Annotated in this window: 23 protein-coding genes and 1 pseudogene; 18 read left to right on the top strand and 6 right to left on the bottom strand. The window is 70.5% G+C overall.

Annotated elements, in window-relative coordinates:
* Positions 1-33: 33 nt before the first annotated feature.
* Complete coding sequence (locus tag QRY02_RS18635; RefSeq protein ID WP_285992803.1) at positions 34-2,997, top strand: glycosyl hydrolase 115 family protein; 2,964 nt, start codon at positions 34-36, stop codon at positions 2,995-2,997.
* A 377-nt stretch (positions 2,998-3,374) separates the two neighbouring features.
* Positions 3,375-4,252 (top strand): IS5 family transposase gene (locus QRY02_RS18630; RefSeq protein ID WP_502874212.1). Its coding sequence is split into 2 segments (ribosomal slippage): positions 3,375-3,761 and positions 3,764-4,252, totalling 876 coding nucleotides; the frame shifts between segments, so codons are not numbered across the junction.
* Between the two features lie 18 nt (positions 4,253-4,270).
* On the opposite strand, the gene QRY02_RS18625 is transcribed toward QRY02_RS18630, so the two are convergent.
* Entirely contained in the window at positions 4,271-6,997 is a 2,727-nt protein-coding gene (locus tag QRY02_RS18625) for a glycoside hydrolase family 30 protein (protein ID WP_285992802.1), read from the bottom strand.
* Between the two features lie 467 nt (positions 6,998-7,464).
* Between QRY02_RS18625 and QRY02_RS18620 the strand changes: the two genes are divergently transcribed.
* The 11 genes and pseudogenes from QRY02_RS18620 to QRY02_RS18570 all read left to right on the top strand — a co-directional run bounded on the left by QRY02_RS18620 (position 7,465) and on the right by QRY02_RS18570 (position 17,585).
* Positions 7,465-8,547, top strand: a complete 1,083-nt coding sequence (locus QRY02_RS18620) for a substrate-binding domain-containing protein (protein ID WP_285992801.1) — start codon at positions 7,465-7,467, stop codon at positions 8,545-8,547.
* Between the two features lie 79 nt (positions 8,548-8,626).
* Positions 8,627-9,934, top strand: coding sequence for an ABC transporter substrate-binding protein (locus tag QRY02_RS18615; protein ID WP_285992800.1), 1,308 nt, complete (start codon positions 8,627-8,629; stop codon positions 9,932-9,934).
* A 10-nt stretch (positions 9,935-9,944) separates the two neighbouring features.
* A complete protein-coding gene (locus QRY02_RS18610; protein WP_285992799.1) occupies positions 9,945-10,895 on the top strand; it encodes a carbohydrate ABC transporter permease in 951 nt (316 codons plus the stop codon).
* Positions 10,892-11,734, top strand: a complete 843-nt coding sequence (locus QRY02_RS18605) for a carbohydrate ABC transporter permease (protein ID WP_285992798.1) — start codon at positions 10,892-10,894, stop codon at positions 11,732-11,734. The genes QRY02_RS18610 and QRY02_RS18605 overlap by 4 nt, the downstream gene beginning before the upstream one ends.
* The gene (locus tag QRY02_RS18600; RefSeq protein WP_285992797.1) at positions 11,731-12,735 is read left to right on the top strand and encodes a hydroxyacid dehydrogenase; all 1,005 of its coding nucleotides are present in this window, start codon (positions 11,731-11,733) and stop codon (positions 12,733-12,735) included. Before QRY02_RS18605 ends, QRY02_RS18600 begins: the two co-directional genes overlap by 4 nt.
* Positions 12,732-14,615 carry a DUF2264 domain-containing protein gene (locus tag QRY02_RS18595; protein WP_285992796.1) on the top strand — a complete coding sequence of 628 codons (1,884 nt, stop codon included), beginning with the start codon at positions 12,732-12,734 and terminating at the stop codon, positions 14,613-14,615. The genes QRY02_RS18600 and QRY02_RS18595 overlap by 4 nt, the downstream gene beginning before the upstream one ends.
* Positions 14,599-15,090 (top strand): hypothetical protein, encoded by a 492-nt coding sequence (locus QRY02_RS18590; protein ID WP_353069265.1) that lies wholly within the window; start codon positions 14,599-14,601, stop codon positions 15,088-15,090. The genes QRY02_RS18595 and QRY02_RS18590 overlap by 17 nt, the downstream gene beginning before the upstream one ends.
* Positions 15,044-15,292, top strand: a complete 249-nt coding sequence (locus tag QRY02_RS18585; protein WP_285992794.1) for a hypothetical protein — start codon at positions 15,044-15,046, stop codon at positions 15,290-15,292. The genes QRY02_RS18590 and QRY02_RS18585 overlap by 47 nt, the downstream gene beginning before the upstream one ends.
* Before the next feature lie 64 nt (positions 15,293-15,356).
* Complete coding sequence (locus tag QRY02_RS18580; protein WP_285992793.1) at positions 15,357-15,974, top strand: CBS domain-containing protein; 618 nt, start codon at positions 15,357-15,359, stop codon at positions 15,972-15,974.
* A gap of 37 nt (positions 15,975-16,011) precedes the next feature.
* Positions 16,012-16,965, top strand: a pseudogene (locus tag QRY02_RS18575) (phosphoketolase family protein); the annotation flags it as partial.
* Positions 16,966-17,132: 167 nt separating this feature from the next.
* Positions 17,133-17,585: a hypothetical protein gene (locus QRY02_RS18570; protein WP_285992792.1), complete on the top strand. Its 453-nt coding sequence runs from the start codon at positions 17,133-17,135 to the stop codon at positions 17,583-17,585.
* Here the strand turns inward: QRY02_RS18570 and QRY02_RS18565 are convergent.
* The 3 genes from QRY02_RS18565 to QRY02_RS18555 all read right to left on the bottom strand — a co-directional run bounded on the left by QRY02_RS18565 (position 17,510) and on the right by QRY02_RS18555 (position 19,431).
* Positions 17,510-17,818 carry a hypothetical protein gene (locus QRY02_RS18565; protein WP_285992791.1) on the bottom strand — a complete coding sequence of 103 codons (309 nt, stop codon included), beginning with the start codon at positions 17,816-17,818 and terminating at the stop codon, positions 17,510-17,512. The genes QRY02_RS18570 and QRY02_RS18565 overlap by 76 nt on opposite strands.
* A 214-nt stretch (positions 17,819-18,032) precedes the next feature.
* Positions 18,033-18,908 (bottom strand): hypothetical protein, encoded by an 876-nt coding sequence (locus QRY02_RS18560; RefSeq protein WP_285992790.1) that lies wholly within the window; start codon positions 18,906-18,908, stop codon positions 18,033-18,035.
* Positions 18,909-18,969: 61 nt separating this feature from the next.
* Positions 18,970-19,431, bottom strand: coding sequence for a peptidase inhibitor family I36 protein (locus tag QRY02_RS18555; protein ID WP_285992789.1), 462 nt, complete (start codon positions 19,429-19,431; stop codon positions 18,970-18,972).
* Positions 19,432-19,547: 116 nt separating this feature from the next.
* Here QRY02_RS18555 and QRY02_RS18550 point away from each other — a divergent pair, with 116 nt between their 5' ends.
* From QRY02_RS18550 to QRY02_RS18540, 3 genes are all read left to right on the top strand, one after another.
* Positions 19,548-19,796: a hypothetical protein gene (locus tag QRY02_RS18550; protein ID WP_285992788.1), complete on the top strand. Its 249-nt coding sequence runs from the start codon at positions 19,548-19,550 to the stop codon at positions 19,794-19,796.
* Between the two features lie 42 nt (positions 19,797-19,838).
* Positions 19,839-20,333: an AfsR/SARP family transcriptional regulator gene (locus QRY02_RS18545; RefSeq protein ID WP_285992787.1), complete on the top strand. Its 495-nt coding sequence runs from the start codon at positions 19,839-19,841 to the stop codon at positions 20,331-20,333.
* Between the two features lie 156 nt (positions 20,334-20,489).
* The gene (locus tag QRY02_RS18540) at positions 20,490-20,969 is read left to right on the top strand and encodes a hypothetical protein (RefSeq protein ID WP_285992786.1); all 480 of its coding nucleotides are present in this window, start codon (positions 20,490-20,492) and stop codon (positions 20,967-20,969) included.
* Positions 20,970-21,170: 201 nt separating this feature from the next.
* Here QRY02_RS18540 and QRY02_RS18535 read toward each other — a convergent pair whose 3' ends face one another.
* Positions 21,171-21,323 (bottom strand): hypothetical protein, encoded by a 153-nt coding sequence (locus QRY02_RS18535; protein WP_285992785.1) that lies wholly within the window; start codon positions 21,321-21,323, stop codon positions 21,171-21,173.
* Positions 21,324-22,013: 690 nt separating this feature from the next.
* Between QRY02_RS18535 and QRY02_RS18530 the strand changes: the two genes are divergently transcribed.
* Entirely contained in the window at positions 22,014-22,217 is a 204-nt protein-coding gene (locus tag QRY02_RS18530; RefSeq protein ID WP_285992784.1) for a hypothetical protein, read from the top strand.
* A gap of 265 nt (positions 22,218-22,482) precedes the next feature.
* Here QRY02_RS18530 and QRY02_RS18525 read toward each other — a convergent pair whose 3' ends face one another.
* Entirely contained in the window at positions 22,483-23,361 is an 879-nt protein-coding gene (locus QRY02_RS18525; protein ID WP_285992783.1) for a sigma-70 family RNA polymerase sigma factor, read from the bottom strand.
* Between the two features lie 141 nt (positions 23,362-23,502).
* On the opposite strand from QRY02_RS18525, the gene QRY02_RS18520 reads away from it, so the two are divergent.
* Entirely contained in the window at positions 23,503-24,642 is a 1,140-nt protein-coding gene (locus tag QRY02_RS18520; protein ID WP_285992782.1) for a serine hydrolase domain-containing protein, read from the top strand.
* The last annotated feature ends 34 nt before the right edge of the window (positions 24,643-24,676 follow it).

The following is a 24,676-nucleotide window of genomic DNA, read 5'->3' as shown; positions in this document are numbered from 1 at the left end:
CCGCCGAGCCGCCATGTGGAAGGGGAGAGTCCCGTGATCGCCAAGCTGCCGGGGCATCCGGATGACGACGCGTTCGTGCCATCCCGCCGGTCGTTCCTGCGGGGGCTGGCCGCCGTCGGGGCGCTGCCCTTGACCCCGGGCGCCGCGGCCTTGCTCGCCGCCGAGCCGGCCTCCGCCGCAGGCGACGGCTTCCCACTGGTCGTGGGCGGCGTTGCCGCCGACGTGTTCGTGGACGCGGCCGACGACGTGGCCGTCCGCCGCGTGGCGGGCGACCTGCAAGCGGACATCGAGCGGGTCAGTGGCGTCCTTCCCATCCTGACGAACCGCACCGCCGGGCTGTCCCGCACGGCGGTGCTGATCGGCACGATCGGGCACAGCCCGGTCATCGACAAGCTCGTCGCGTCCGGTCGCCTCGACGTCTCCGAGGTCGCCGGGCGCTGGGAGGCCTCGGTGACCCAGGTCGTCGACGCGCCGATCGCCGGGGTCGACCGTGCGCTGGTCATCGCCGGCAGCGACCGGCGCGGCACCGTCTACGGCGTTTACGACCTGTCCGAGCGCATCGGCGTCTCGCCGTGGTACTGGTGGGCCGACGTGCCGGTGCCGCGCCGCGACACCGTGACCCTGCCTCTGGTCACCGAGAAGCGGCGTGAGCCGGCGATCCGGTACCGCGGCATCTTCCTCAACGACGAGGACAACCTGTCGCAGTGGGCGTATCGGACGGAAGAGCCCGGCAAGCACATCGGGCCGGTCACCTACACCCGGGTCTTCGAGCTGATGTTGCGGCTCAAGGCGAACTACCTGTGGCCGGCCATGCACCCCGAGTCGGACCACTTCAACAAATACCCGGACAACCCACGCCTGGCCGACGAGTACGGCATCGTCGTCGGCTCCAGCCACCCGGAGGCGTTGCTGCGCAACAACGTGTACGAGTGGCAGCCGTGGGCGGAGGCGCACCGCAACCCGGACGGCAGCCTCCCGGCATACGACTACACGGTCAACCCGCAGACGATCCTGGACTACTGGCGCGCGCGGGCGAAAGCCAACGCCCGGTACGAAAGCGTCTGGACGGTCGGTATGCGCGGCATCCACGATTCGGGTCTGGTCACCAAGAACGCCAAGACCACGGCCGAGCGGGTCGCGGTGATGAACGACATCATCACCCAGCAGCGCCGGATCCTGGCCGAAGAGGTCAGCCCGGCGGCCGGTGCCGTGCCGCAGATCTTCATCCCGTACAAGGAGGTGCTCGACCTCTACAACGCCGGGGTGCGGGTGCCCGACGACGTGACGCTGATCTGGCCGGACGACAACCACGGGAACATGCGGCAGCTGCCCACGGCGGCCGAGCGGCAGCGGTCCGGCGGCAACGGCCTGTACTACCACATTTCCTACTGGGGATCGCCGAAGAGCTACCTCTGGCTGGACACCACGGCGCCGGCCAAGATCTGGCAGGAGCTGCGCCGGGCGTACGACAACGGGGTCCGCCACACTTGGATCGTCAACGTGGGCGACCTGAAGTCGCAGGAGACCGGGCTGTCGTTCGCGATGGCGCTCGCCTGGGACATCGACCGGTGGCGCGCGGAGGACGTGCAACCCCGGCTGGCCGAATGGGCCGGTCGCCAGTTCGGCGCCGCGCACGCCCGGGAGATCGCCGAGATCCGGCAGGGCTACTACGAGCTGGCCGCGGCGCTGCGCCCCGAGTTCATCCAGAGCGGGGTCTTCTCCCTCGTCCACCACGGCGACGAGGCGGATCGGCGGATGGCGGCGTACCAGAGCCTGATCGGCCGCGCCGAGGCGGTGGGCCGGCAGCTGCCGTCGTCCTATCAGGACGCTTTCTTCGAGCTGCTGCAGTATCCGCTGACCGGCGCGTACCTGATGAACCTGAAGTTCGTCTGCGCCGACCGCAACGCGCTCGCCGTCAAGCAGGGCCGCGGGGCCGGGGTGAACGTCTTCGCCGGCCTCGCCGAGCGGGCCCAGGCCGACGAGGAGGCGCTGACCCGCCGCTACAACACCACGATCGCCGGGGGCAAGTGGAAGGAGATCATCAACCCGTACCCGGCGAACGTCCCCAAGGCCCCAAGGGTGCCCGCCGTGACCAGACGCACGCCGACGAGTGCCGTGGGTCTCGGGGTGGCCGCCGAGGGCAACGAAACCGGCGTCGCCCGGCCCCTGACGTTCTCCTCGTACACCCGAACCACGCGCTTCATCGACATCTTCAACACCGGGTTCGCCCCCCTGTCCTGGCAGGCGTCCCCCAGCCACCCCTGGGTGCAGGTCAGCACCAGGACGGGGAGCACCCCGGACCAGGCGCGGATCTGGGTCAGCGTCGACTGGGCCGCGGCCCCGTCGGGCGTGAGCAGCCCGCAGGTGCGCATCACCGGCGCGGGGGCAACGGTGACCGTGCCGCTGCAGGTCGCCAACGACGGCGAGCAGGGCCGGGCGGCGGCGATCGGGTTCGTCGAGGCACACGGCTACGTGTCGATCGAGGCCGAGCACTACGACCGGCTGGTGCCGCGGTCCGGGGCGACCTGGCAGACGGTTCCCGGCCTCGGCCGCTCCGGCGCCGCCGTCATCGGTGCGCCGTTCACCACGGCACGCCTTGACGGCGACAGCCGCACGGTGGCGCCCGAGCTCCAGTACAACGTCCGCTTCGCCACGGCCGGCACCTTCCCGGTCACCGTGTACCGGCTGCCGTCGCTGGACGAGCGCGGCACCCGACGGCTCGCCATCGGCCTCGATTCCGGCACCCCGATCCTGCTCAAGGGAACGGGGGTCACCTCCGCCACCGCCGCGTGGTCGCGCAACGTGGTCGAGGGCATCGAGAAACTGACCACGAGCATCACCGTGGACCGGCCGGGCGAGCACGTCCTCAAGCTGTGGATGGTCGACCCGGCGAACGCCGTCGACCAGATCGTCATCGACACCGGCGGGCTGCCGGCCACCTACCTCGCCCCGCCGGAAAGCTTCCACCCCGTCTTCAACCCGAACCCCGGACGGTGAAGGCGCTCGTGGGCGAGCCGGTGGCCGCCGCCGTCTCGGCCGCTGTGGCATGATCGAACCCGGTCGCCACCCGCTGCGACAAGTACGCTCTGACCTTCCTCGGCGGCGTCCGACTTCGACCCGGCACGCGAGGAACACGAGTTCACCCTGATCGCCTCCGACTACGCGATGGCCGTCTATGGTGCCGAACTCGCCCGACCGTCGACGGACTGCTGATGCCACACGGCATCATCCGTGGCTTCCCTGCGGTCGATCTCTACCGGGACAGCTGCGTCTACGTCGTTGCCGACGACAACCCCGAGGTCGGCGAGCAGCTCACCCTCGACTAGGGCGTGTCCTGCGGATCCTGTTCATGATCGTGTGCAGACAATGAGTGCGTGGTCGGGCGTGGTGAGCTGACGGATAAGGCGTGGGCGCGGATCGCGCCGCTGCTACCTGCGCAGACAGGTCGGCGAGGCGGGCGGTGGCGTAGCCATCGGCAGGTGATCAACGCGATTCTCTGGCACGAGCGGACCGGTGCGCCGTGGCGTGACCTGCCCGAACGGTACGGGCCGTGGAAGACCGCGCACGAGCGGTTGCGGAAGTGGACCGCGGACGGGACCTGGGACCGGATCCTGGAGCACGTGATCGTCAAGGACGACTCCCTGGGCACGCTGGAGGACAACGTCGAGTTCGTGATCAGCGTCGATTCCACGAGTGTCCGGGCGCATCAGCACGCGGCCGGCGCCCGGAAAAAAGGGGCTGCGCAGGCTGGATCGAAGACCTCGCGATCGACGGGGAATGCCTCGGACGTTCACGGGGAGGACTGACAACCAAGCTTCATCTGGCCGTCGACGCCGCGGGGCTGCCCTTGGCGGTGGTCCTCACCCCGGGCCAGGCGGGGGACAACCCGCAGCTGCTGCCGCTGCTGGACGAAATCTGCGAACTCGAGGTGGATGGGCAGCGAGTGCGGGTGGGGCGGGTGCTGGCCGATAAGGCTTACACCCACCCGAGTACCCGAAGGGCGCTGCGGGAGCGGAAGATCAAGGCCACCATCCCCGAACGCGCCGATCAAATCGCCCGTCGCAAGGCCAAAGGCAGCGCGGGTGGCAGGCCACCCGCCTTTGACCCGGACCTCTACAAGCTTCGCAACGTCGTCGAGCGATGCTTCAACCGGCTCAAGCAATTCCGCGGCCTGGCAACCCGATACGCCAAGCGAGCCGCCTACCACCGAGCCGAGATCGTCCTCGCCTGCATCGTCCTCCATCTCCGATGAAGATCCGCAGGAGACGGCCTAGCCGGCGACGGCGACCGCGTCGACGACCAGGACGCCGCTGCGTACCTTGATTTGAACGGTGTGCCTGCCGTACGTGAGCCCACGGAGACCGAAGGTCTGGGAGAACTCGGCCGATGCCGCCGTGCGGGCCGCGCTGTCGGCGATGCTTCCGTCGATGGTCGTCTCGAGCACGGCCGAGCCGTCGTTGGGGCCGGTGATGTCGAGTCCGGTTCCCGTGAAGGTGTAGCTCAGCGTCGAGCCGGATCCCTGGCTGGTGGACAGCGTCCGCTGGTAGTTGTACATGCTCTTGCCGCTTTCGTGCGCCCACTGTCCGCCGTAGACGAGCTTGGTGGCGGGCGGGGCGCTCAGGTCGGTCATCTCCAGGTTGTCGAGCAGTTCGGTGTAGTACGGCGTAAAGCCGTCGAGGGTGCGGACTCGGAGGTTGTCGAACCTGGTGTGGTAGTAGCCGCTGCCGATCTCGACGCGGCCGGAGAGCCGGGGAGCCGGATCGGTGTACCTGGCCAGCGTGACGCCGTCCAATGAGGCGGTCACCTCACTGCCGGCGGCTTTGAGGGCGAGCTTGTGCCACGCGTTGTAGGCGGTGTCGAATCCCGGAATTGCCACACCTCCCGAGCCGCTCACCACGTTGCCGCCGGCTGCCACCTTGTTGTCGACGATCAGCTGCCAGCCGCCGTCGAACGTGAACTTCAGCTTGTAGGGCGCGCCGACGTCGCCGTGCTGCTGCCGGACCCCGAGGAGCGCGTAGTTGGCGCCGTCCTGGAGACCGTTGTTTTCGAACGAGACGTCGATGGCGGCCTCGTAGTTCAGCCACCGGCTGTCGCCGATCCGGGTGACCGGATCGCCGCCGCTCCAGGCGTCGCCGAGCCCGTCGACCGCCTTGTCGAGCTGCTGACGGAGGACGGAGTTCCTCGACCCCTCCGGGCGGTAGGCTTCGAAGGCGCCGTTGCGATCGCTGCTGTAGAGCGGTATTGCGCTCTCGGATCCGCCGCGGGAGGCGACGAAGTCCTCGCTCCCCACGATTGCTCCACCGGTCCCGAGCACCGGAGTCCGCTTGCCGGTGTAGTCGAAGCCGTCCGCGTACAAGGTGTCGTCCTTGGTGTGGTGACCCGAACCGGAGGCGTCGGTGTCCAGCACGGTTCGCGCGCCCTCCACCGGCAGCGGTGCCCGGTACGCCGGGTTCGTGTGCCGTGCCAGTGTCGTCACGGTGACCACCGAGTAGGGCTTGACGTTGACGGTGTACCCGCCGTCGGAGCCGGCCGTGACGTTGCCGCGGTACTTCAGGTAGTCGGCGTTGAAGGCTTGACCACGATCGGCCGCCCGCGTCTCCCACGTTTCCAGGGCCGGCGTCCCGGTGCACGCCATGTTGACGGTGCTGATGCGGTAGGTCTGCGGGTACTCGCTGTCGTTCATGAAGACCGTCGAGAAGTTCCGTTTGTCCGGAGCGGCCAGCGTCAGGTAGCTGGGGGTGCCGTTGCGCCCGTTGACGGGGTTCGTACCCGCCGCCCCGGTGTGGCTCGCCTGGGGGACGGCTCGCCAGATCCCCGCGGTGTTGCCGGGGTTCTCCCAGCCGGTCTTCGCGAACCAGCTGAAGTGCCGCAGGATGTCGATGCCCACGTCGTAGTGAAGCCAGCCCGACCACGGGTCACGCGCGCTGACCAGTTCCTTGAAGCCGTACTGCCCGCCTTCGTAAAAGGAACCGATGGCCGGCTGGTAGATGAAATTCGTCCGGTTGGAGTTGGTGAACCCCTTGATGATCGTGTTACCCATTTCCAGTGCGCTGTTCTTCCCGCCGATGCCGGTGCCCGCGACGGTCGGATCCTTCGTGTTGTTGTTGGGCCGGAAGGCCGAGTTGCCGAAGGTGGCTTGCGCCTCGCTGTTCCACACTTCCTTGTCGAACACCTGCGCCAGTCGCTTGAAGTTTCCGGCGCTGTCGTCGTCCGGGGTGTAGTGGTACCCGGCCACCGCGACGGCGTTGCGCAGCTCGGCGTCGTCCACCATCGCCCCGCCGAAGCTGCCCAGCCCGGCCTCGTCCGAGATCACCACCTGGATGCGGTTGTACAGTGCCCGTTCGGCGGCGTCGGCGAAGCCGGATGCGTCCGTCCTCACCAGACTGGCGTACCGCTTGCTCCAGGCCAGGTCGGGTGTGCGTTCGTTGAGGCCCGGGTTGACGTAGTCGACCATGAATCCGTAGGTACGATACGCTTCGAGGATCGTTTTCTTGTACCAGGTGTAGACCTTGTCGTCGTCCGTCACCCACGCGGGCGCGTTCCAGCGCAGCAGGCCCACCTTGAGCGCGGGGTTCACCTTCTTGGCGTCGGCCGCCAGCTGGAACCCCTGGTCCCGCTTGACGTTCGGCTTCTCGCTTTCCGTCCGCATGGTGGCCGGATCCGGACCGGTCGAATTGTTCCGGTCGTTACCCATCTCGATCTTCACGTTCGTCAGTACCGGACTCGGTCCGCCGAACAAGATCCGGAGGAGTTCCGTGTACTTGCCCGGATGCTGGGCCTTGTAGTCCATCAGCAGCTCGCTCGTGCTGTTCGCGCTGAGCATGCCGAACCCCTTGAAGGTGAGGCCGTTGACGTTCCCGGCCTTGATGTCGTTGCCGTCGAGCACGATCCCGGTGCTCGCCTCGGCCGCGCTCACCGGCGTGCTGGTCAGTGGCCCGGCGAGGACGGCCGCCACGAAGAGCGCCGGCGCGCACAGCACGGCGCGGGGGAGGCGCACGCGAGCCGGGGAGACTCGGGCGGTTCCCCGGTCCGGCGGGGAGGAAGCGGGTCGGCGGTGCACAGTCGGGTCTCCGATCGACGTGGGGTGTGGGAGCGCCGGAACGGTGACCGGTCGGGCAGCGCTTATAGGAAAGCGCTTTCATTCGCCGAGCACAAGAGGGCATCTCGACGGTCTCCCCATTCGACACGGCCATGGTCGAACTGTCGACGCGCCGGCGGATGCAGCTTTCGTTGGTGACCGTTTCTGATCGAATCGGACGTAAGCGGTTGACTGCCGCTGCGGCGCAGGTCGAAGGTAACAAGCGGACGCAACCCGGCCGTGCTCGCCGGCAACGACGGCGACCTGCTCGTCCACCACTACTCGGCCAGGCCGCGCACAGGTCGCTTTGCTGCTCGACCGGCACGCCACTGATCGATACCCTTGTTCCAAACGGTCAAACGAACAGCCGATGGACGAAGGTCGAGATGCGGGAGTCGGGCGAGGACCGGCGGAGGCGGATCCTGGCGGTGGTGGAGGCGCGTGGCCAGGTGCGGGTCGCCGAACTCGCCGCGGAGCTGACGGTGTCGGTGATCACCGTGCGCCGGGACGTCGAGGAGCTGGCCAGGGCCGGCCGGCTGAGGCGGGGGCACGGCGTCGTCCGTTCGCTGGTCCCGCGGCGGCCGGAACCGGCGCCCGCACCGGCCGACGGTGGCCCCGTCGTCCTCGTCGTTCCCGAACGCCACGCCTACCTCACCGAGGTCCTGCACGGGGCCCGTGCCGCGCTGGAGGAGGCCGACGTGCGCGTCGTGCTGCACCCGGCACCGCAGGTTCCCGGCGCCGAGCGGACGATCGTCGAGCGGCTGCTCGCCGACGACGCCCGGGGCGTGCTCGTCGCGCCGCGCTGGCGCAGCGTGGTCACCGAGCAGGCGGACGACGGCTGGCTGGCCGCCGCCGCCGTTCCCGTCGTCCTGATGGAACGGCGGCCGCGGCCGGGGAGTGCGCTGCACGCCAAGGATTCGGTCTGCACCGACCACTGGTACGGCGTCCACCTCGCCGTGACGCACCTGCTCGCGCTGGGTCACCGCCGGATCGTCCTGGCCGCGCGCGACGACAGCCCGACCGCGCGGGCGCTGCGCGCGGCGTTCGGCGACATCTGCGCCGGACGGCCCGAGGTCGAGGACTGGGCCGTGGTCCTCAGCGCGCCGGGTGCGGTCGCCGACCGGGAGCCCGTGCGGGATCTCGAGCCGCTCGCCGACGTGCTGCGCGCGCACGCCGCGACGGGCGTGATCATGCACGGCGACGTCGACGCCCTCATGCTCGTCCAGCAGCTGGCCGACGCGGGGATCACGGTGCCCGGCGACTGTTCGGTGGTCGCCTACGACGACGTCGTGGCGGCGCTGGGCAGCACGCCGCTGACCGCGATCGCGCCGCCGAAGGCCGAAGTCGGCAGGCTGGCCGCGGAACTGTTGCTGGAGCGGCTCCGCGGACCGGCCGGCCGTCCGCCGCGGTGGATCGCCGTCCTGCCGGAGCTGAAGGTGCGCGGGTCGACGCGGCCGCTGATCGATTGACCGTGTTGGCCGGGGCTATTGACCGGAATTCGTTCAAGCGCCCAAACTGCGTGGAGTTCGCGACCCGCAGGAGGCATCGATGCCCGTCCGACCCAGCCGCCGGACTGTTCTCGCCGCGGGCCTCGCGTGGCCGTTGGCGTCGGCGTGCTCGGTGTCCGGTGGGGAAGCGCCGGGGGGTGCCACCCGGATCACGTTCTGGTCGGCGTTGCGGGGCAGCCAGCAGGTCGTCGACGCGTTCAACCGCGCGCAGAACCGGATCCACGTCGTGTTCCAGCAGATTCCGTCCGGTGACCAGGGCGGGTACGCGAAGCTGAGCAACGCGGTCCGCGCGGGCAACGCACCGGACGTCGCCACCATCGAATACCCGCAGGTGCCGGGGTTCGCCATCGACGGCGTGGCCAGGGACATCACCGACCTCGTCTCCGATCGCCTGCGGGCCAGGCTCCTCCCGCAGGCGCTGCGCCTGACGACGTTCGCCGGGCGGGTGTTCACCGTGCCGCTGGACGTCGAGCCGATGGTGCTGCACTACCGCACCGATCTGTTCGCCCAGCACGGTTCCGGGCCACCGCGTACGTGGGACGAGTTCACGGCGGTGGCCCGCAAGGTCCGCGATGACCGTCGACGGCTCGTGGCCTTCGCGACCGACGGGGCGACCCAGTTCGCGGCGCTCTCCTGGCAGGCGGGCGCGCAATGGTTCGACACCGCCGGCGGCGCCTGGAACGTCTCGCTCGCCGACGCCGCGACCCGCCGCGTGGCCGAGTACTGGCAGGACCTGATCGACGAAGGTCTCGTGTTCGCGAACGGCGTGCAGGGCAGGCAGGGGGACGCGCAGATCGGGCAGGGGCTCGTGCTGGCCCGGCTCAGCGGCGCCTGGGACGCCGGCGCGCAGATGAAGGCCCGGCCGGCCCAGAAGGGGAAGTGGGCGATCGCGCCGCTGCCCCAATGGGATCCCGCGCGGCCGGCGGTCGGGACGCACGGCGGTTCGACGTTCGCCGTCACCCGCGACAGCGCCCACCCGGAGGCCGCGATGGAGTTCATCGAATGGCAGGTGTCGCACCCCGACGCGTTGCGCGCCCGGCTTTCCAGCGGCACCAGCAGCCAGTACCCGGCCGCACCGGCGCTGGTCGAGGTCGGGCGGAAGGCGTTCGACCGCCGCTACTACGGCGGCCAGGACATCTACCGGCTGTTCGAGACCGAGGCCGCGAAGATCCGGGACGGCTGGACGTGGGGTCCGCGGATGAGCGCGACCCAGCGCGTCCTGCAGGACGGGTTCGCCCGGGCGAGCGCCGGCCAGGGCACCCTGCTCGACGCCGTCCGCGACGCCCAGCGCGCCACCATGCCGGACCTGGTCGCCCTGGGGCTGGCGACCACCGAGCGCAGCAGCTGAAGGAGAGGCGATGACGACGACACTCGCGCGTCCGGAAAGCGCTTCCAGAGCGCCTGCACCCCGGGTCCGGAAGAGGCAACGGCAGGGCACCGCCTGCGCGGTGCTGATGGCCCCGTTCTTCGTCCTGCTGGTGGTGGTCTTCCTCGTCCCGGCGGGAACGGCGCTGTGGCTGAGCTTCTTCGGTGCCGACGAACCGGGTCTCGGGTTCGGCCCGGAACACACGATCTTCGTCGGGCTGCGCAGTTACGCCGCGGTCCTGTCGGACCCGACGTTCCTCAATGGACTCGGGGTCGTCGCGCTGTACTGCCTGCTGTACCTGCCGGTGCTGGTGATCGCGTCCCTCGGGCTCGCCTTGCTGCTCGACTCCGGGCTCGCGCGGCTGCGCGGGTCGGCGCGGCTCGCGCTGTTCCTGCCGCACGCGGTCCCCGGGATCATCGCCGCGATCATCTGGCTCTACCTCTACATCCCCGGCCTCAGCCCGGTGGTGGACCTGTTCGGCAAGGCCGGGATCACGGTGGACTTCCTCGGTGTCCACGCGGTCATCCCGTCGATGGTGAACATCGCGCTGTGGAGCAACCTCGGCTACAACGTGGTCGTCTTCTACGCCGCGTTGCAGGCGGTGCCGCGGGAAGTGATCGAAGCGGCGGTGGTCGACGGCGCCGGCGGGGTCCGGACCGCGCTGCGGATCAAGACCCCGCTGATCCGCGCGTCGATCGTGATGGTGGTGCTGTTCTCGCTGATCTGGTCGCTGCAGCTGTTCACCGAGCCGATGCTGCTGTCGCAGGCCACGCCGATGATCACCGCGCGGTTCTCGCCGAGCATGTACATCTATGACGCCGCGTTCACCCGCAACAACTACGGTCTCGCCGCGGCCGCGTCGGTGATCCTGCTGGCGTGCACGATCGCGTTGTCCTACGGCGTGACGCGCTGGACCAACCGCACCCGGGAGGCCGCACTGTGAATCCGCCGAAGTTTCTCGGCCGCGCGGCCGTCAACACCGTCGTGGCGATCTCCGTGCTGTACACGCTGCTCCCGGCGCTGTGGCTGGTGTTGGCCGCGGCGAAGGACCGGGACGCGCTCTTCGGCAGCGACATCCTTTCGCTGCAGGGGTTCTCGCCGCTGAAGAACCTGCAGGACCTGTTCGCCATGGACAAGGGGATCTACGGCCGCTGGTACGTCAACAGCCTGCTCTACGCGGTCGGCGGCGCCGCGGTCGGCGCGCTGGTCAGCATCGCCTGCGGGTACGCGTTCGACAAGTACCACTTCCGGCACAAGGAGAAGCTGTTCGGGCTGGTGCTCGCCGCGGTGATGGTGCCGCAGACCGTGCTCGCGCTCCCGCTGTACCTGCTGGCGTCGGGCACCGGCGTCGTCGGCACGGTGTGGGCGGTGTTCATCCCGGTGCTGTTCAACCCCTTCGGGGTCTACCTCGGCCGCGTGTTCAGCCAAGGCTACGTGCCGGGGGAGATCCTGGAGGCGGCGCGGATCGACGGCGCGGGGGAGCTGGCGACCTACTTCCGGGTCTCGCTGCGAATGCTCGGGCCCGGTGTCGTCACCGTGTTCCTGTTCCAGCTCACCGCCATCTGGAACAACTTCTTCCTGCCCATGGTGATGCTGTCGGACCAGAAGCTGTATCCCGTCAGCCTCGGCCTCTACAGCTGGAACAGCGCGGCCACGACGTCGCCCGAGTACTACCCGGTGGTGATCATGGGTTCGCTGCTGGCGGTCCTGCCGCTGGTGCTGGCGTTCGCGCTGCTGCAGCGGTTCTGGCGGTCGGGGCTGACGGCGGGGGCGGTCAAGTGAGCCGTCCCCGCGCCGCGCTCGCGATGGCTCCCCGTGCCGCGGCGGCGGTGCTCGACGACGCCGCGATGTCGGCGTTGCGCCGCGTCTGCGACCTCGCCGACGGGGTGCTCGACGACTTCGCGAGCCCGGCGGCCCACGCCGTCCTGCCCGAGGTCGAACTGCTGGTCACCGGCTGGGGCTGCCCACCGCTGGACGCGGCGGTGCTCGCCGGCGCGCCGCGGCTGCGGGCGGTCGTGCACACCGCGGGTTCGGTCCGCGGGCACGTCACCGAAGCGTGCTGGGAGCGGGGGATCGCGGTGACGTCCGCCGCGGCGGCGAACGCGGTGCCGGTGGCCGAGTACACCGTGGCGATGATCCTGCTTTCCGGCAAACGCGTCCTGGAACGGGCCCGCGGCCTCCGGGCGGGCCGCCGCGCCGACGATCCGCTCGGCGTGCCGCCGCACTTGGGCAACTACGGCCGGACCGTCGGCATCCTGTCGGCGTCGATGATCGGACGGCGGGTACTCGGGCTGCTGCGCCCGCACGACCTGCGGCTGCTGGTGCACGATCCCCACGTGTCCGGCGAGGAGATCGCCGGCCTCGAGGCGGAGGCGGTGAGCCTGGCGGAGCTGTTCGCCCGCAGCGACGTCGTCAGCGTGCACACGCCGTTGCTGCCCGAAACCCGCGGGCTGGTCGGACGCGAGCTGATCACGGCGATGCGGCCGGACGCCGTGCTGATCAACACCGCGCGCGGGGCGGTGCTCGACCAGGACGCACTGGCCGAGGCGACCGGGGCCGGGCGGATCCGGGCGATCCTCGACGTCACCGACCCGGAGGTGCTGCCGCCGGACCATCCGCTGTGGGACGACGGGAACGTGCTGATCACCCCGCACCTGGCCGGCTCGCAGGGCAACGAGCTGCGGCGGCTGGCCGAACTGGCCGTCGCGGAGGTCACCCGCTGGGCGGCCGGGGAGGCGTTCGCCCACCCCGTCCGCCGCGAACGCCTGGGGATGATCGCGTGAAGCTGCCCGCCGAGGACCGCACGCTGAGCCCGCACACCGGGTACACCCGGGACCACTGGGTGGCGGCGGCGGACAGCCTGCTGGCGGCGGCCTGGCGGTGGGCCACCGCGGGCGGCGCCCGCCTCGACCTGCCCGGGCCGCCGTCGGGCAGCGGTGTCCGTTCGGACGGCCTGGAGGGGTTCGCCCGGACCTTCCTCGCCGCCGCCTTCCGGGTCGCCGGCGAGGACGGGAAGGACCCGCACGGCTGGCTCGACCGGTACGCCGAGGGGCTCGACACGGGCACCCGCACGCCGGGCCGCGACGACGCCGAGTCGTGGCCGGTGATCCGGGACCACCACGTGGCGGGCCAGCCGATGGTCGAGTCCGCGTCCGTCGCGCTCGGACTGCGGCTGACCCGGCCCTGGCTGTGGGACCGGCTCGCACCGGGCGTGCAGGACCGGGTCGAGGAGTGGTTGCGCGGCGCGCTGCGGCACGTTCCGGCGCCGAACAACTGGTACCTGTTCCCCTTCACCGTGGCCGGGTTCCTTTCCTCGGTGGGACGCGCCGACGCCGAGACCGCGCGGGCCCGCGACCGGGCGCTCGAGCTGCTGGAAGGCTGGTACCGCGGGGACGGCTGGTACGCCGACGGCGACGGCCGCGCCTTCGACCACTACAACGGCTGGGCGCTGCACCTGTACCCGGTGCTGGACACCCACCTCGCCGGCGGCTCGGCCCACTTCGGGCCCCGGCTGCACGAGCACCTCGAGAGTTTCGGGCTGTGGTTCGGCGGCGACGGCGCGCCGCTCCACTTCGGACGGTCGCTGACCTACCGCTTCGCGGCCGCGTCCGCGGTCGGCCTCGGCGCGGTCACCGGGCACACCCCGCTGCGGCCGGGCGTGTCACGACGGCTGCTCAGCGGAGCGCTGCGCTACTTCCTCGACCGCGGCGCCGTGGACGAGCACGGGCTGCTGAGCCTCGGCTGGCACGGGCCGCACGCGCCCACGGTGCAGCACTACTCCGGACCGGGCTCGCCCTACTGGGCGTCGAAGGCGTTCGTGTGCCTGCTCGCGCCGCCGGAGCATCCACTGTGGACCGCCGCCGAGGAACCTGCCCCAAGCGAGACCGCCGACAGGGTGCTCGCCCTGCCGCAGCCGGGCCTGCTGCTGCAGTCCACCCGTTCCGACGGCGTCGTCCGGCTGCACAACCACGGCAGCGACCACCTCCGGCCGCACGAGAGTGAAGCGGCCGCGCAGGAGAACCCGCACTACGGCCGGTTCGCCTACTCGACCCGGACCGGGCCGACCGCGCGGGCCAACCCGGCGGACAACCACTTCGCCGTCGTCGTCTCCGGCGTCCGCAGTGTCCGCCGCCGGATCCACCCGCTCGGCGCGGGGCAGGCGGGCGAGTGGGGCTGGGCGGCGTCCTGGCACCGCCCGGTGTTCGGGCGCGGCCCGGCGACGGTGCCCGGGCTGCGCGTCGAGAGCGTCACGGTGGCTCGCGGGCGGCACGAACTGCGGGTCCACCGCGTGCTCGGCGCCCCGCCCGGCGCGAACGCCGAACAGACGGGCTGGGCGACCGCGCCCGGCGAGTCGGTGCTCCGGCCCCTGGCCGGCTGGACGGGAAAGGACGAGGCCCGCGCCCCGCACGGCACCGCCTTCACCCCGTGGGTGTCACTCCCGCGGCTCATCGGTGACGTTCACGGCACAACGGTCTTCGTCGCGTTGGCCGTGCTGGGCACCGAGACGGACGACCTGGTCGCCTCGGCCACCGCGGAAGGAGCAGAGGTCCGCTGGCCGGACGGGTTCACGGTGTGGATCCGGTTCGGGCCGCTGCGGGTGAGCGCCGGACTCGGCGATCCGGACCAAGGGGGCGAACCGCTCTGCCGTGGTGGCTTTGCGTAACGGGCCGAGTGAATCGCAGGTTTGCCACGCGCTGCCGAAGAGCCGGGTTCGCGAGCACGAACTACGGCGCTACGGCTTCCACGGGCGTTCCTGCGCATCCGCCGTGCGCCGCACGGCCGAGCTGCTCGACCGGGAACCCACCGGACTGCAGCTGGTCTGCTGCCACATCGGGGCGGGCGTTTCGGTGACCGCCGTGCGCGACGGCCACGGTGCCGACACGTCGATGGACTTCGCCCCGTTGGACGGGGAGGTGATGGCCACCCGCTCCGGCAGCGTCGACCCGGGCCTGCTCCTGTACCTGCTGCGCTCCGGCGTCACCGACGCGGCCGGGCTCGACGACGCGCTCGATCGCGGGAGCGGCCTGGCCGGGATGACCGGCACCGGCGGAGATGTGCTGGCCGCGCGGGACCGCACCGCTGGACGCGCTGGTGTTCACCGGCGGCGTCGCCGAACACCAGCCCGCCCTGCCGGCTGAGCGCTGCGGAGAGCTGGGCGTCTTCGGGGTACGGGTCGGTTCCGGGCTCCTGGCCGTCGAGGGGGACCGGCAGGTCGGCCGGGCGCACGAGCCCGTGCGGGTGCTGGTCGTGACCGCGCGCGAGGGTCTGGAGATCGCCCGGCAAACGCCCCTGGCGATGGCCGCCCGGGTCGCGGGTGCCGGTGGACCTCGCGATCGGTGACGAACGACCGCAGCGCGCTCGGCAGGTGCGGGCCTAGCGTCAGAACCGACGAAAGAGGACTTCGATGCAAGCACGCGACATCATGAGCAGCCCTGTCGTCTCGGTGACCCCGGACATGACGGTGAAGTACGCCGCGAACCTGTTGTCCGCCCACGGCTTCAGCGCGCTCCCGGTCCTCGACGAAGGCGGCCGGCTCATCGGCGTGGTGACCGAGGCGGACCTCGTGCGGGATCGGTTCCCGCGCGACGCCCGGTACCGCGACGGCGACGGCCCGGACGAGCCGCCGGCCCTCCCGCCGCCGGGGACCGTGGGCGGGGTGATGACCACTCCGGCCGTCGGGACGGGCGCGGGCACCGACGTGGTCGACCTCGTGCGGGTTCTGCTCGAGGACCGGATCCGCAGCATGCCGATCGTCGACGGCGCCCACGTCGTCGGCATCGTCACCCGGCGCGACCTCGTCCAGGCGCTCGCCCGCGACGACGAAGTCATCTCGGCCGACGTCCGCCATCAACTGGCGATCTACGGCGGGCCGACGCGGTGGACCGTCGAGGTGCACGACGGTGCGGTCGAAGTCGTGGACGCGTTCGACGACGAGACCGACCGGCACGTCGCGACCGTGCTGGCGCAGGCGGTGCCCGGGGTGACCGCGGTCCGCGTGACCAGTACGAGCACGACCGGCTGACCGGCCGGCCCGATCCACCTGGCGGAAGGCCACGGCGATGCAGCAGTCCACGACCCTGACCGGCACCACGCCCACGACTTCGCCGTACGAGGAGCACGACCGGGACCTGGACCTGAGGTGGTGGGCGGCGGCGAACTACCTGACCGTCGCCCAGATCTACCTGCAGGACAACCCGCTGCTGCGCGAGCCCCTCTCGGTGGAGGACATCAAGCCGCGCCTGCTCGGGCACTGGGGTACCAGCCCGGGGCTGTCGATGATCTACGCCCTGCTCAACCGGCTCATCCGCGAGACCGGCGCCGACTGCGTCTACGTCGCCGGTCCCGGCCACGGCGGACCGGCCCTGCTCGCGAACGCCTACCTCGAAGGCACCTACGGCGAGGCGTACCCCGCCGTCTCCTCGGACGTCGCCGGGCTGACCCGGCTGGTGCGGCAGTTCTCCACGCCCGGGGGCGTGCCGAGCCACGTCGGCGTCCAGACGCCCGGCAGCATCCACGAGGGCGGCGAACCCGGCTACTCCCTGGCCCACGCCGCCGGCGCCGCGTTCGACCACCCGGACCTGATCGTGGCCTGCGTGGTCGGGGACGGTGAGGCGGAGACCGGCCCGCTGGCGGCGTCCTGGAAGATCCCCGCCTTCCTCAACGCCCGCCGCGACGGCGCCGTGCTGCCGATCCTGCACCTCAACGGGTACAAGATCGCCGGACCCACCGTGCTCGGCCGGGCCGACGACACCGACGTGCTCGGGTTGCTGACGGCGCAGGGCTGGGACCCGGTCCTCGTCTCCGGGGACGACCCCGCCGCCGTGTTCACGGACCTCCACGAGGCCCTCGCCGCCGCCCACGACCGGATCCGCGACCACCAGCGGCAGGCCCGCACGGGAACGGCCGAGCCGTTCCGGGCGGTCCGCTGGCCGGCCATCGTGCTCCGTACCCCGAAGGGCTGGACCGGCCCGGAGGTCGTCGACGGCGTCGTCGTCGAAGGCACGTTCCGGGCGCCGGAGCCCGCGAGCTCCCACACCTGACCGGTCTTGAACCGCAGCTTCTGGCCCTCGATGAGCAGGATCGCGTCGTAGGTGGTGGTCACCCGTTCCAGGTCGGCCAGCAGGACGAGGGCCCGAGCCTTGACGGCCTTGTCCTGCGCCCAGGCGACGGCGAGGTCGACTTGGCGGATCCCGAAGCCGTGCCAGCCGTGGTCGAGCTTCTTCTGGAGGCTCTGGGCGTCCGCGCGCGTGTTCCGGGCTTCCTGCTGGGCCTTCGCCAGCGCGTCCCGGATCGTCTCGAACGACTTGGCCGAGTCCTCGAGATCCTGCGCCTGGTCGTCGCGGTTCTTCTTGAACGCTTCCAGCGATGTGAGCGCCGCTTCGCCGGCCCCGCCCTGCCAAGCCTCGCTCAGCTGGACGCGCACGCTCTCCAGCAGGGCTTTGGTGTCGGTGATGGTTTCCTTGGTGGCCCGGCAGGCCCGGGCGCGGTCGTCCAGTTCGGTGGTGCTGCCCTTCTCCACCTGGTCGGCGAGCGCGTAGATCTTGTCGAACACCGCCGTCACCGGTCAATCCTCTCGAAGCTGCTGTCCAGCGCTTTCAGGAAGGCGTCGCGGGCCCCGGAATCGGTGCTGTGATAGCTCTTCGCGGCCGTCTGGATGCTTTCGACCAGGTTGTCGACCTGCTGCTGCGCGGCGTCCAGGTCGTCCTTGCGCGTCGCCAGCCAGACGTCGTAGTCCGCGGCGAAGCCGGCGGCGCGCGCTGTGCTCCCGACGTTCGGCGATCCGCCGATGGACAGCGTCGGCGACGTCCCCGCACTGAGCTTGGCCGCCGCGGCGTTGATGTCCGCGACGTCGACCTCGAAACCCACCGGAACTCCCTCTCCGCCGTCCAAGTGACAGGCCCCGTCGGTAATGTAACAGTTAGCCGGATGTCGGAAGCCGAGGGCACTGAGAACGTCCATAAAGGATGAGGGTGCGCCGATGCGGGGCGACGAGTGCGTGCACGTGCGACAACGGAACCCCGATCGGCATTGTCGGCGAGCCGGAGTGCGGCGGGATGCCGCGCCGCCGCCCGAAGCGCCCTCACCCGATGATCTTGCGGGTCGCGGCCAGTTGCGATTCCTTGTGCTGCTGCTCGCGTGCCAGGTCGGCAGCGTGGTGGGCCATAAGCGCTTCCTGCACCACCCGCTCGACCGCGACCCACGTCCGGACCCAATCGGTCCGTTCCTTGCACCGCACATCCCGGGTGGCGACGGCTATCTCGTGTGCCGACGCACGGCCGGCTCCGAACGCGGGGTCGCCGATCGCGGCTTGCGGGTCGCGGTACCGGAAACCGGCCTCGGCCATGCACCGCGACCACGCCGCCGCAGCTGCGGTGACCGGCGGGGTGGTTCGGGTGATCTCGTAACTCTGCTGACTCAACCCGAAACTCACCGGTTCCTGCCCGGGCTTCGCATCGGGTGCGAGGGCCCGGTCCGCCTCGCCCGCACAGCCGCCGGACGGGACGTCGCGACGGTCGCTCCTGCCGGTGATCATCGCGACGACGTCCGGCGGGGGCTGTTCCTGCACGCCGGCGGCGCGTGGGGTGAACACGGCCGGGTCGCGGTAGCCGTACGCCGCCGCCTCGGCCGCGTCGACCAGACCGTGTCGCCTCGCCTTGGCGGCGTCCCGCACGGGATCGACCGGCGGGAAGGTGAACGTGAGCCCGCGAGCGTCGAGGCAGCGTTCCATCACTGTGTTGCGTGCCTTGACGACTTCCAGCTCCTCGACGGGCGTGAGCTGCGACAGGTCGAGCGGGAGGTCGAGGCCGTGCACGATCGACAGGTCGCGGGGGACCTTTCCGAGCGCGGCGGCGAGATCGGCCGCCCCGAAGCCGGTCGTCGCGGCGGGCGCCGCCGAGCAGGCGGCGACGACCGCCAGCACCGCGCCGAACGCGGCCAAGCGGTGGAGTGTGGCCACGGCTGGACCTCCTGGTCGCGACCGGGGCCGCGCCTCTCCGGCGTGGCCCCGATCCGTGCGGCTAGAACTGATCGCGGTTCGCGCAGTCGAACCCGCCGCCGGTACTCCCCACCCACCTGAAGCTCGCGTTCTGGTTCTTCATGGTGGAGTTGAAGTTTCCGGAGGAGTACGCGCCGAACGTCTGCGAGGCGACGCTGCCGTTGCAGCCGCTGTTGTAGAAGACCGTCGCGGGGAAGGCCCAGTTGTTGTGCGCCGACGCGGCGTTGTTCTTCACCTGGACGCCCAAGCCCTTGGTGGTGGTGCCGGCCTTGTTGAACAGCTCGTCGCCGAGGTTGCCGTCGGAGAGCAGGTAGTCGGCGTGGGCGCCTCCGTAGCTGCTGTTGAAGTAGAAGCAGAAGTAGTAGCTCGGACAGGCTGAGCTCGCCGCCGGGCTCGCGGTCGCCGCCTGGGCGGCCGGGGCCGCGATGAGCCCCGCCGCGGCCAGAACGGCGCCGATCGCGGTTTTCCGTGCCTTCGACATCATGGTTCTTCCCTCGATAGTGGGTCCTGCCGTCGTCTTCACGCCCGAACCGGAGCGAGGTTGAGGCCGCGCGCGGGAGAGGACCCGATTGGAGTAGCCGACATCGTCGAGGAACCAGGATGAGCCGGTCCGTCGGGCTTCCGAACCTGGATCTGCGCCAATTTCACCCGATCGAGGATTCGGCGAACTTTGGTCAGCGGCGCCTTGCTGGTCGAAGTGCCGCCGACTGGCCGGCACGAAAGCTGAACGCGCCGAAGAGTACGCCGACGAGCGTAAGTGTTGACCTGTTGGCCAAGCCCGACCCGATCGACGTCCGGCGGCTCGAAGCCGAGCTGGTCGCGATGCTGACGCGATACGTCAGCCGGTGACCGTATTCTGGCTGTGGTGCCGGTTCGGGGAGGGATGGCGCGGTGCTGCGTTTGCTGGGCGAAGTGGGCGCCTGCGTCGACGGCGCATCGGTTGACTTGGGCCACCCCAAGCAGCTGTGCGTGCTCGCCGCACTGCGCGTGGAGCACGGCCGGGCGGTGTCGATCGAGCGGCTCGTCGAGCGGGTGTGGGGCGGCGCTGGGATCACGTTGGACGGATGCCGCGGCCGTCAGGTCATGACGGCGTGCTCCGAGCCGTTCATCGGATCAGCGCAGTCGCGATGCGTCATCGAGGGCTGTATAAAGCGCATCAATGGCCGACCCGTGCCGCGCTGGAACCGGCCCCGCTGGCGCTGTGGACGAACGCCGAGCACAAACACGTGCGGCACTAGCGAGCCACGGGTTGAACTCAGGGCGCAGCTGCTACAAGCGCTGGACCCGCCGGATGCCGTCTACGTCGGCGCTTCCGCCGTCGCCCCGCTCATGCTCCGGGCCCGGCTCGATGTGGAGTCCCGTCAAGTGGTCGTGTCGGAGTGGTAGCCGAGGGCTTCGGCGACGATCGGGGCAGGCAGTACCTACTGTCCGATCGTGGCGCGTCGGGGTGGCACAGGAACGAAGTCAACGCTTCGTGCCTTGGCGATGGCTCCCACGGTCGTTCCGGGACCGGTCCCTTGCCGATCGGCTTAGCGTCCCCGCATGCGACACATGATGGTCAGGACGGTCCTCACGGCTCTGGTGGTGGCCGGGGCCACCACCGCGTGTGGCGGCTCGACAACCGCCCCGTCGGCCACGCCGCCGTCGTCTCCGGTCCCGGCAAGCACCAGCGCGAGCGCGGCATCGAGTAGCGCCGCCCCCACGACCAGTGCGGCGCCCAAGCCGTTCCCCGCGGCGGCGGACGGGACCAACCTGCGCGCCTGCGCCGACGGCGACTGCGAAATCCTGGTGACCGGGCCGGTGACCATCCGCCTCGCCAAGGGCCTCGGGATGAGTTCGCTGGACATCACCGCAGTCTCGCCCGCCGGCGTCGACTTCCAGTCCATTTCGCCATCCGGGATGGTCGTGTCAGCCACGGGGCAGACCCCGAACCAGGGCGGGGCGTCCACCATTGACAAGCTATCGTTCGAGGTGGTCGCGCTCGAAGGAGCGAAGGCCGTCGTGAGGTTCACGCACACCTGAGTCGCTTGGCGAAGCGGCGTACGTGTTCGGTGAGCTCATCGAGTTGTTGCTGCCGCTGGGCCGGGCTCACCTGGGTTGAGCCGCTGTCGGGGCCCCAGAGTGGGCCGGAATACGCCAGAACCCCGCCGCGGGTGCTTGTTGCATGGTGGCCGGGTGCGCTGACTGGACCGCACTTTCGAGTACACCGCACCCAAGACCGGGTCATCGGCGCCGGGGCGGGGGGACGAAGGGGTATTCGGTCGAGAACACGATGCGGCCCGCGGTCACCTCCTTCGCCCACCGCAGGTAGCGCCGGCTGAGGATCCCGCAAGGGGTCAGGAAGATGTTGGTGCGGAAGTAGAACGACGGGGACATCGCCGAGACAAAAAGGCCGAGTCGTCGCAAGCCACCCAAGATCCTGCGAGGCCGACCGCCTGCTCTGGCCTGGCGGGCAGCTCCGGGTATTCCGGGGACCGGTCCCCGGAATACCCGGATACGTTGATGTTCCGGCGAGTTTTATGCAAACAACAAGGGGAACGATGATGCGTGTTCACGCCCGTGTTTTCCCGCTCGCGGTCGTGCTGGTCGTGCTGGTCGCGCTTTCCGGTTGCGGGACCGGTCAGGAGCCACCACGGGCGACGACAGCGGTGACCCGGCCGAGTACGGCCATCCCGCCGTCCGCCGTAACGACAACCACCGCCGCGGGGACCACAACGCCATACGTCCCGCCGAAGACGTTGTCGTTCAAAGACTCTTACCCGGTCAACGAGGCCGCCTGTGCACAGCCGGCGTCCCAGGTCTACAACCCTACGAGCGCCCCGTATGCCGGACCGGGCCCGCACTACATCGACGTGAACGAGATGACCCCGGCCAACGATCAGATGCAGCACTCGCCGGTCGTGGGCGCGGAGACCCACCTGCTTCCGCCCGCAATCGTGCTCGACTTCGACCGTAATCTGGTACAGCTGCTCGCGTGTGTCGTCCCAGTGCTGGGCAAGCGCTCGGGCAAGGTCACGTGCCAGTTCGACCGGGGGGGGGGGGGGGGGCCGCAGCCGCACGTGGTCGTTGCGCGAGGCCACGTACCGGGTCACGGTCCGCGAGGCCCGAACCGGCCGGGAGATCAAGGTCGTCACCCTCCCCGGGACGGAGTCCCCCGAGAAGAGCTGTCCCGGTATCGCCAAGGACGCCCCGGGCACCGTCGTGGCCCGCAGTCTCACCGGGGACGTACTCGACACGGGGTTACGCCCGCTGCTGCTCGACCCGGCCTGACAATCAGCGCAGCTGAAATGTCGTCGAGCTCGCAACGTATAACGCCCTATTCGGTGACGGTGCGAGGTAGTCGGGGTGTCCGCTGGCGTCGGTGCTGGTCAGCAACGGCACCACCGCCACGATCGCCAGCTTCGTCCTATGGCTGCTGCACGTTCGAAAGCCGTCTACGAGACGGCGTACGGTGTCGATGCCGAACGCCCCGTCGTGCCGGCCCTCGTTCGTATCGCCGGCGCATCAGTGGGCTGACGCGCTCGCGGCGAACGCGTCAGTTCCGCCGGTAGGCGGCCAGCCGGTCGGGGTCGGAAAGGATGTCGATCGCGACGATCCTCTCGTGGGCGATGGTGAAGCTCATGATGGAGATGAGCTCGTCGTCGATGGTGTTGATCAGCCCGGCCGTGCCGTTGACGAGGGCGGGGCTGGTGGTCGAGATGGTGGCCATGCGGTGGAAGGTGGCGAGCTGTCCGGCCACGGTTTCGGCGCCGGACAGGATTCGCATGCCGCCGGGGAACGCCTTTCCGCCGTCCGCGCGCACCGTGACGCCGGGGGCGAGGATGGCCAGCAGCGCGGTGAGGTCGCCGTCGCGGGCGGCGGTCAGGAAGGCGTCGACGACCCGGCGGTGGGCCGCCGGGTCGGGGTCGGGGACCGCGGTCGCGCCCTGGACGCGCCGGCGGGCGCGGCTGGCGAGTTTCCTGGCCGCGACCGGTGTGCGGTCCGTGATCGGGGCGATCTCCTCGAACGGCATGCCGAACATGTCGTGCAGGACGAAGGCCAGCCGCTCGGCCGGATTCAGCGATTCCAGCACCACCAGCAGAGCCAGTCCCACCGAGTCGGCGATCAGCGCCTGGTGTTCGGGGTCGGTGCGGTCGTCGCTGTCGACGATCGGGTCCGGCAGGCGGGCTTCCAGGGGGTCCTCGCGGCGCAGCCGACGTGAACGCAGCATGTCCAGGCAGACCCGGCCGACGACCGTGGTGAGCCAGCCGCCGAGGTTGTCGATCTCCCCGGATCCGGCGCGCGCAAGCTTGAGCCAGGCCTCTTGGATCGCGTCGTCGGCCTCGGTCAGGGAGCCCAGCATCTGGTAGGCCACCGATTTCAGGTGCGTGCGGTGTTCTTCGAACCGGCGGGCCAGGAAGTCGTGCTCGTTCATGGTCGTCCTTCGTGTTGACGGTCGGAGGCATGACGAACGGAGCTTCCACGGTGTGACGGCCGACGGGTGGTCACATTCCCGGCGGCCCGTGCGTCATGCCTCCGACGAATCGGCAACACGATGATCGGAGCGGCTCGGACAATGAGCGACATCGACGTTCACGGCACGGTGACCAGCGGTTTCGAGGGGGTGCGCGAGGAATTCGCGGCTGCGGTCGCCGAGGAGGCCGGCGCGCAGCTGGCGGTGTATGCGCACGGCCGTCTGGTGGTCGACCTCTGGGCAGGCGACGAGGTGACCGGTGACACCCTGACCGGGGTCTACTCCTCGACCAAGGGTGCCGCGACCCTGGTGGTGGCCCTGCTGGTGCAGGACGGCGTCCTGGAGCTGGACCGTCCGGTCGCCGGCTACTGGCCGGAGTTCGCGGCGGCGGGCAAGGACCGGATCACCGTGCGGGATCTGCTCACCCACCGTTCCGGCGTGATCGGTGTCGACGGCGGGTTCAGCGCCGCCGAACTCGCCGACGACCAGCTGATCGCGCGGAGGCTGGCCGGGCAGCGGCCGTACTGGCGGCCGGGTTCGGCCTACGGCTACGGCGGGTTCGTGACGTTCGCGATGGTGGGCGAGGTGGTCCGCAGGGTCACGGGCCGGTCGCTGGGGGAGCACTTCGAACAGCGGGTGCGCGCGCCTCATGGGCTGGACCTGTACCTGGGGCTGCCGGAGACGCTGGAGGCCCGGTACCGGGAGGTGCTGCCGGGGCAGGCCGACCCGGACCAGCTCGCGGCGTTCTGGGCGAACGTCCCGGGACCGCACAGCCTCACCGGGATCGGCTACGGCCTCAACTCCACCCCGCCCCTCGACCAGGTGGCGTTCCTCAACACCCGGCGGGTGCGCGCGCTCGGCCAGGCCTCGGCCGGTGGGGTGGGCAACGCCCGGGGGCTGGCCGGGATGTACGCCGCCCTGGCCTTCGGCCTGGACGGACGGGCCCCGCTGCTCGAACGCGGCACTCTGAGCGAGTTCGCCATGCTCCACTCCACCGGTCGCGACCTGGTCACCGGCGAGGCCGGCCAGTACGCCCTGGGGTTCCAGGCCAAGGGTGCGCGCTACCCGTTCCTGAGCGCGAACGCCTTCGGCCACAACGGATCCGCGGGCTCGGAAGCGTTCGCCGACCCGGTCAGCGGCTTCGCCTTCGGCTACGCCCGCCGCCGCTTCGCCTTCGACTGGTCGTATCCCGAACACGACCGGCTGGCCGCCGCGGTCCACCGCGCGGCCACGGTCTCCTGAGGAGCCGGCGTGACTTCGCAGACCGAGGCCCCGG

Source organism: Amycolatopsis sp. DG1A-15b (assembly GCF_030285645.1).
Lineage (GTDB): Bacteria > Actinomycetota > Actinomycetes > Mycobacteriales > Pseudonocardiaceae > Amycolatopsis.
This window is presented reverse-complemented; position numbering and strand designations above follow the sequence as displayed.

Coding starts and splice junctions, on each gene's coding strand:
- QRY02_RS18540 (WP_285992786.1), top strand. CDS start 20,490: ATGCGACACATGATGGTCAGGACGGTCCTCACGGCTCTGGTGGTGGCC.
- QRY02_RS18535 (WP_285992785.1), bottom strand. CDS start 21,323: ATGTCCCCGTCGTTCTACTTCCGCACCAACATCTTCCTGACCCCTTGC.
- QRY02_RS18580 (WP_285992793.1), top strand. CDS start 15,357: ATGCAAGCACGCGACATCATGAGCAGCCCTGTCGTCTCGGTGACCCCG.
- QRY02_RS18525 (WP_285992783.1), bottom strand. CDS start 23,361: ATGAACGAGCACGACTTCCTGGCCCGCCGGTTCGAAGAACACCGCACG.
- QRY02_RS18610 (WP_285992799.1), top strand. CDS start 9,945: ATGACGACGACACTCGCGCGTCCGGAAAGCGCTTCCAGAGCGCCTGCA.
- QRY02_RS18615 (WP_285992800.1), top strand. CDS start 8,627: ATGCCCGTCCGACCCAGCCGCCGGACTGTTCTCGCCGCGGGCCTCGCG.
- QRY02_RS18555 (WP_285992789.1), bottom strand. CDS start 19,431: ATGATGTCGAAGGCACGGAAAACCGCGATCGGCGCCGTTCTGGCCGCG.
- QRY02_RS18550 (WP_285992788.1), top strand. CDS start 19,548: ATGAGCCGGTCCGTCGGGCTTCCGAACCTGGATCTGCGCCAATTTCAC.
- QRY02_RS18620 (WP_285992801.1), top strand. CDS start 7,465: ATGCGGGAGTCGGGCGAGGACCGGCGGAGGCGGATCCTGGCGGTGGTG.
- QRY02_RS18520 (WP_285992782.1), top strand. CDS start 23,503: ATGAGCGACATCGACGTTCACGGCACGGTGACCAGCGGTTTCGAGGGG.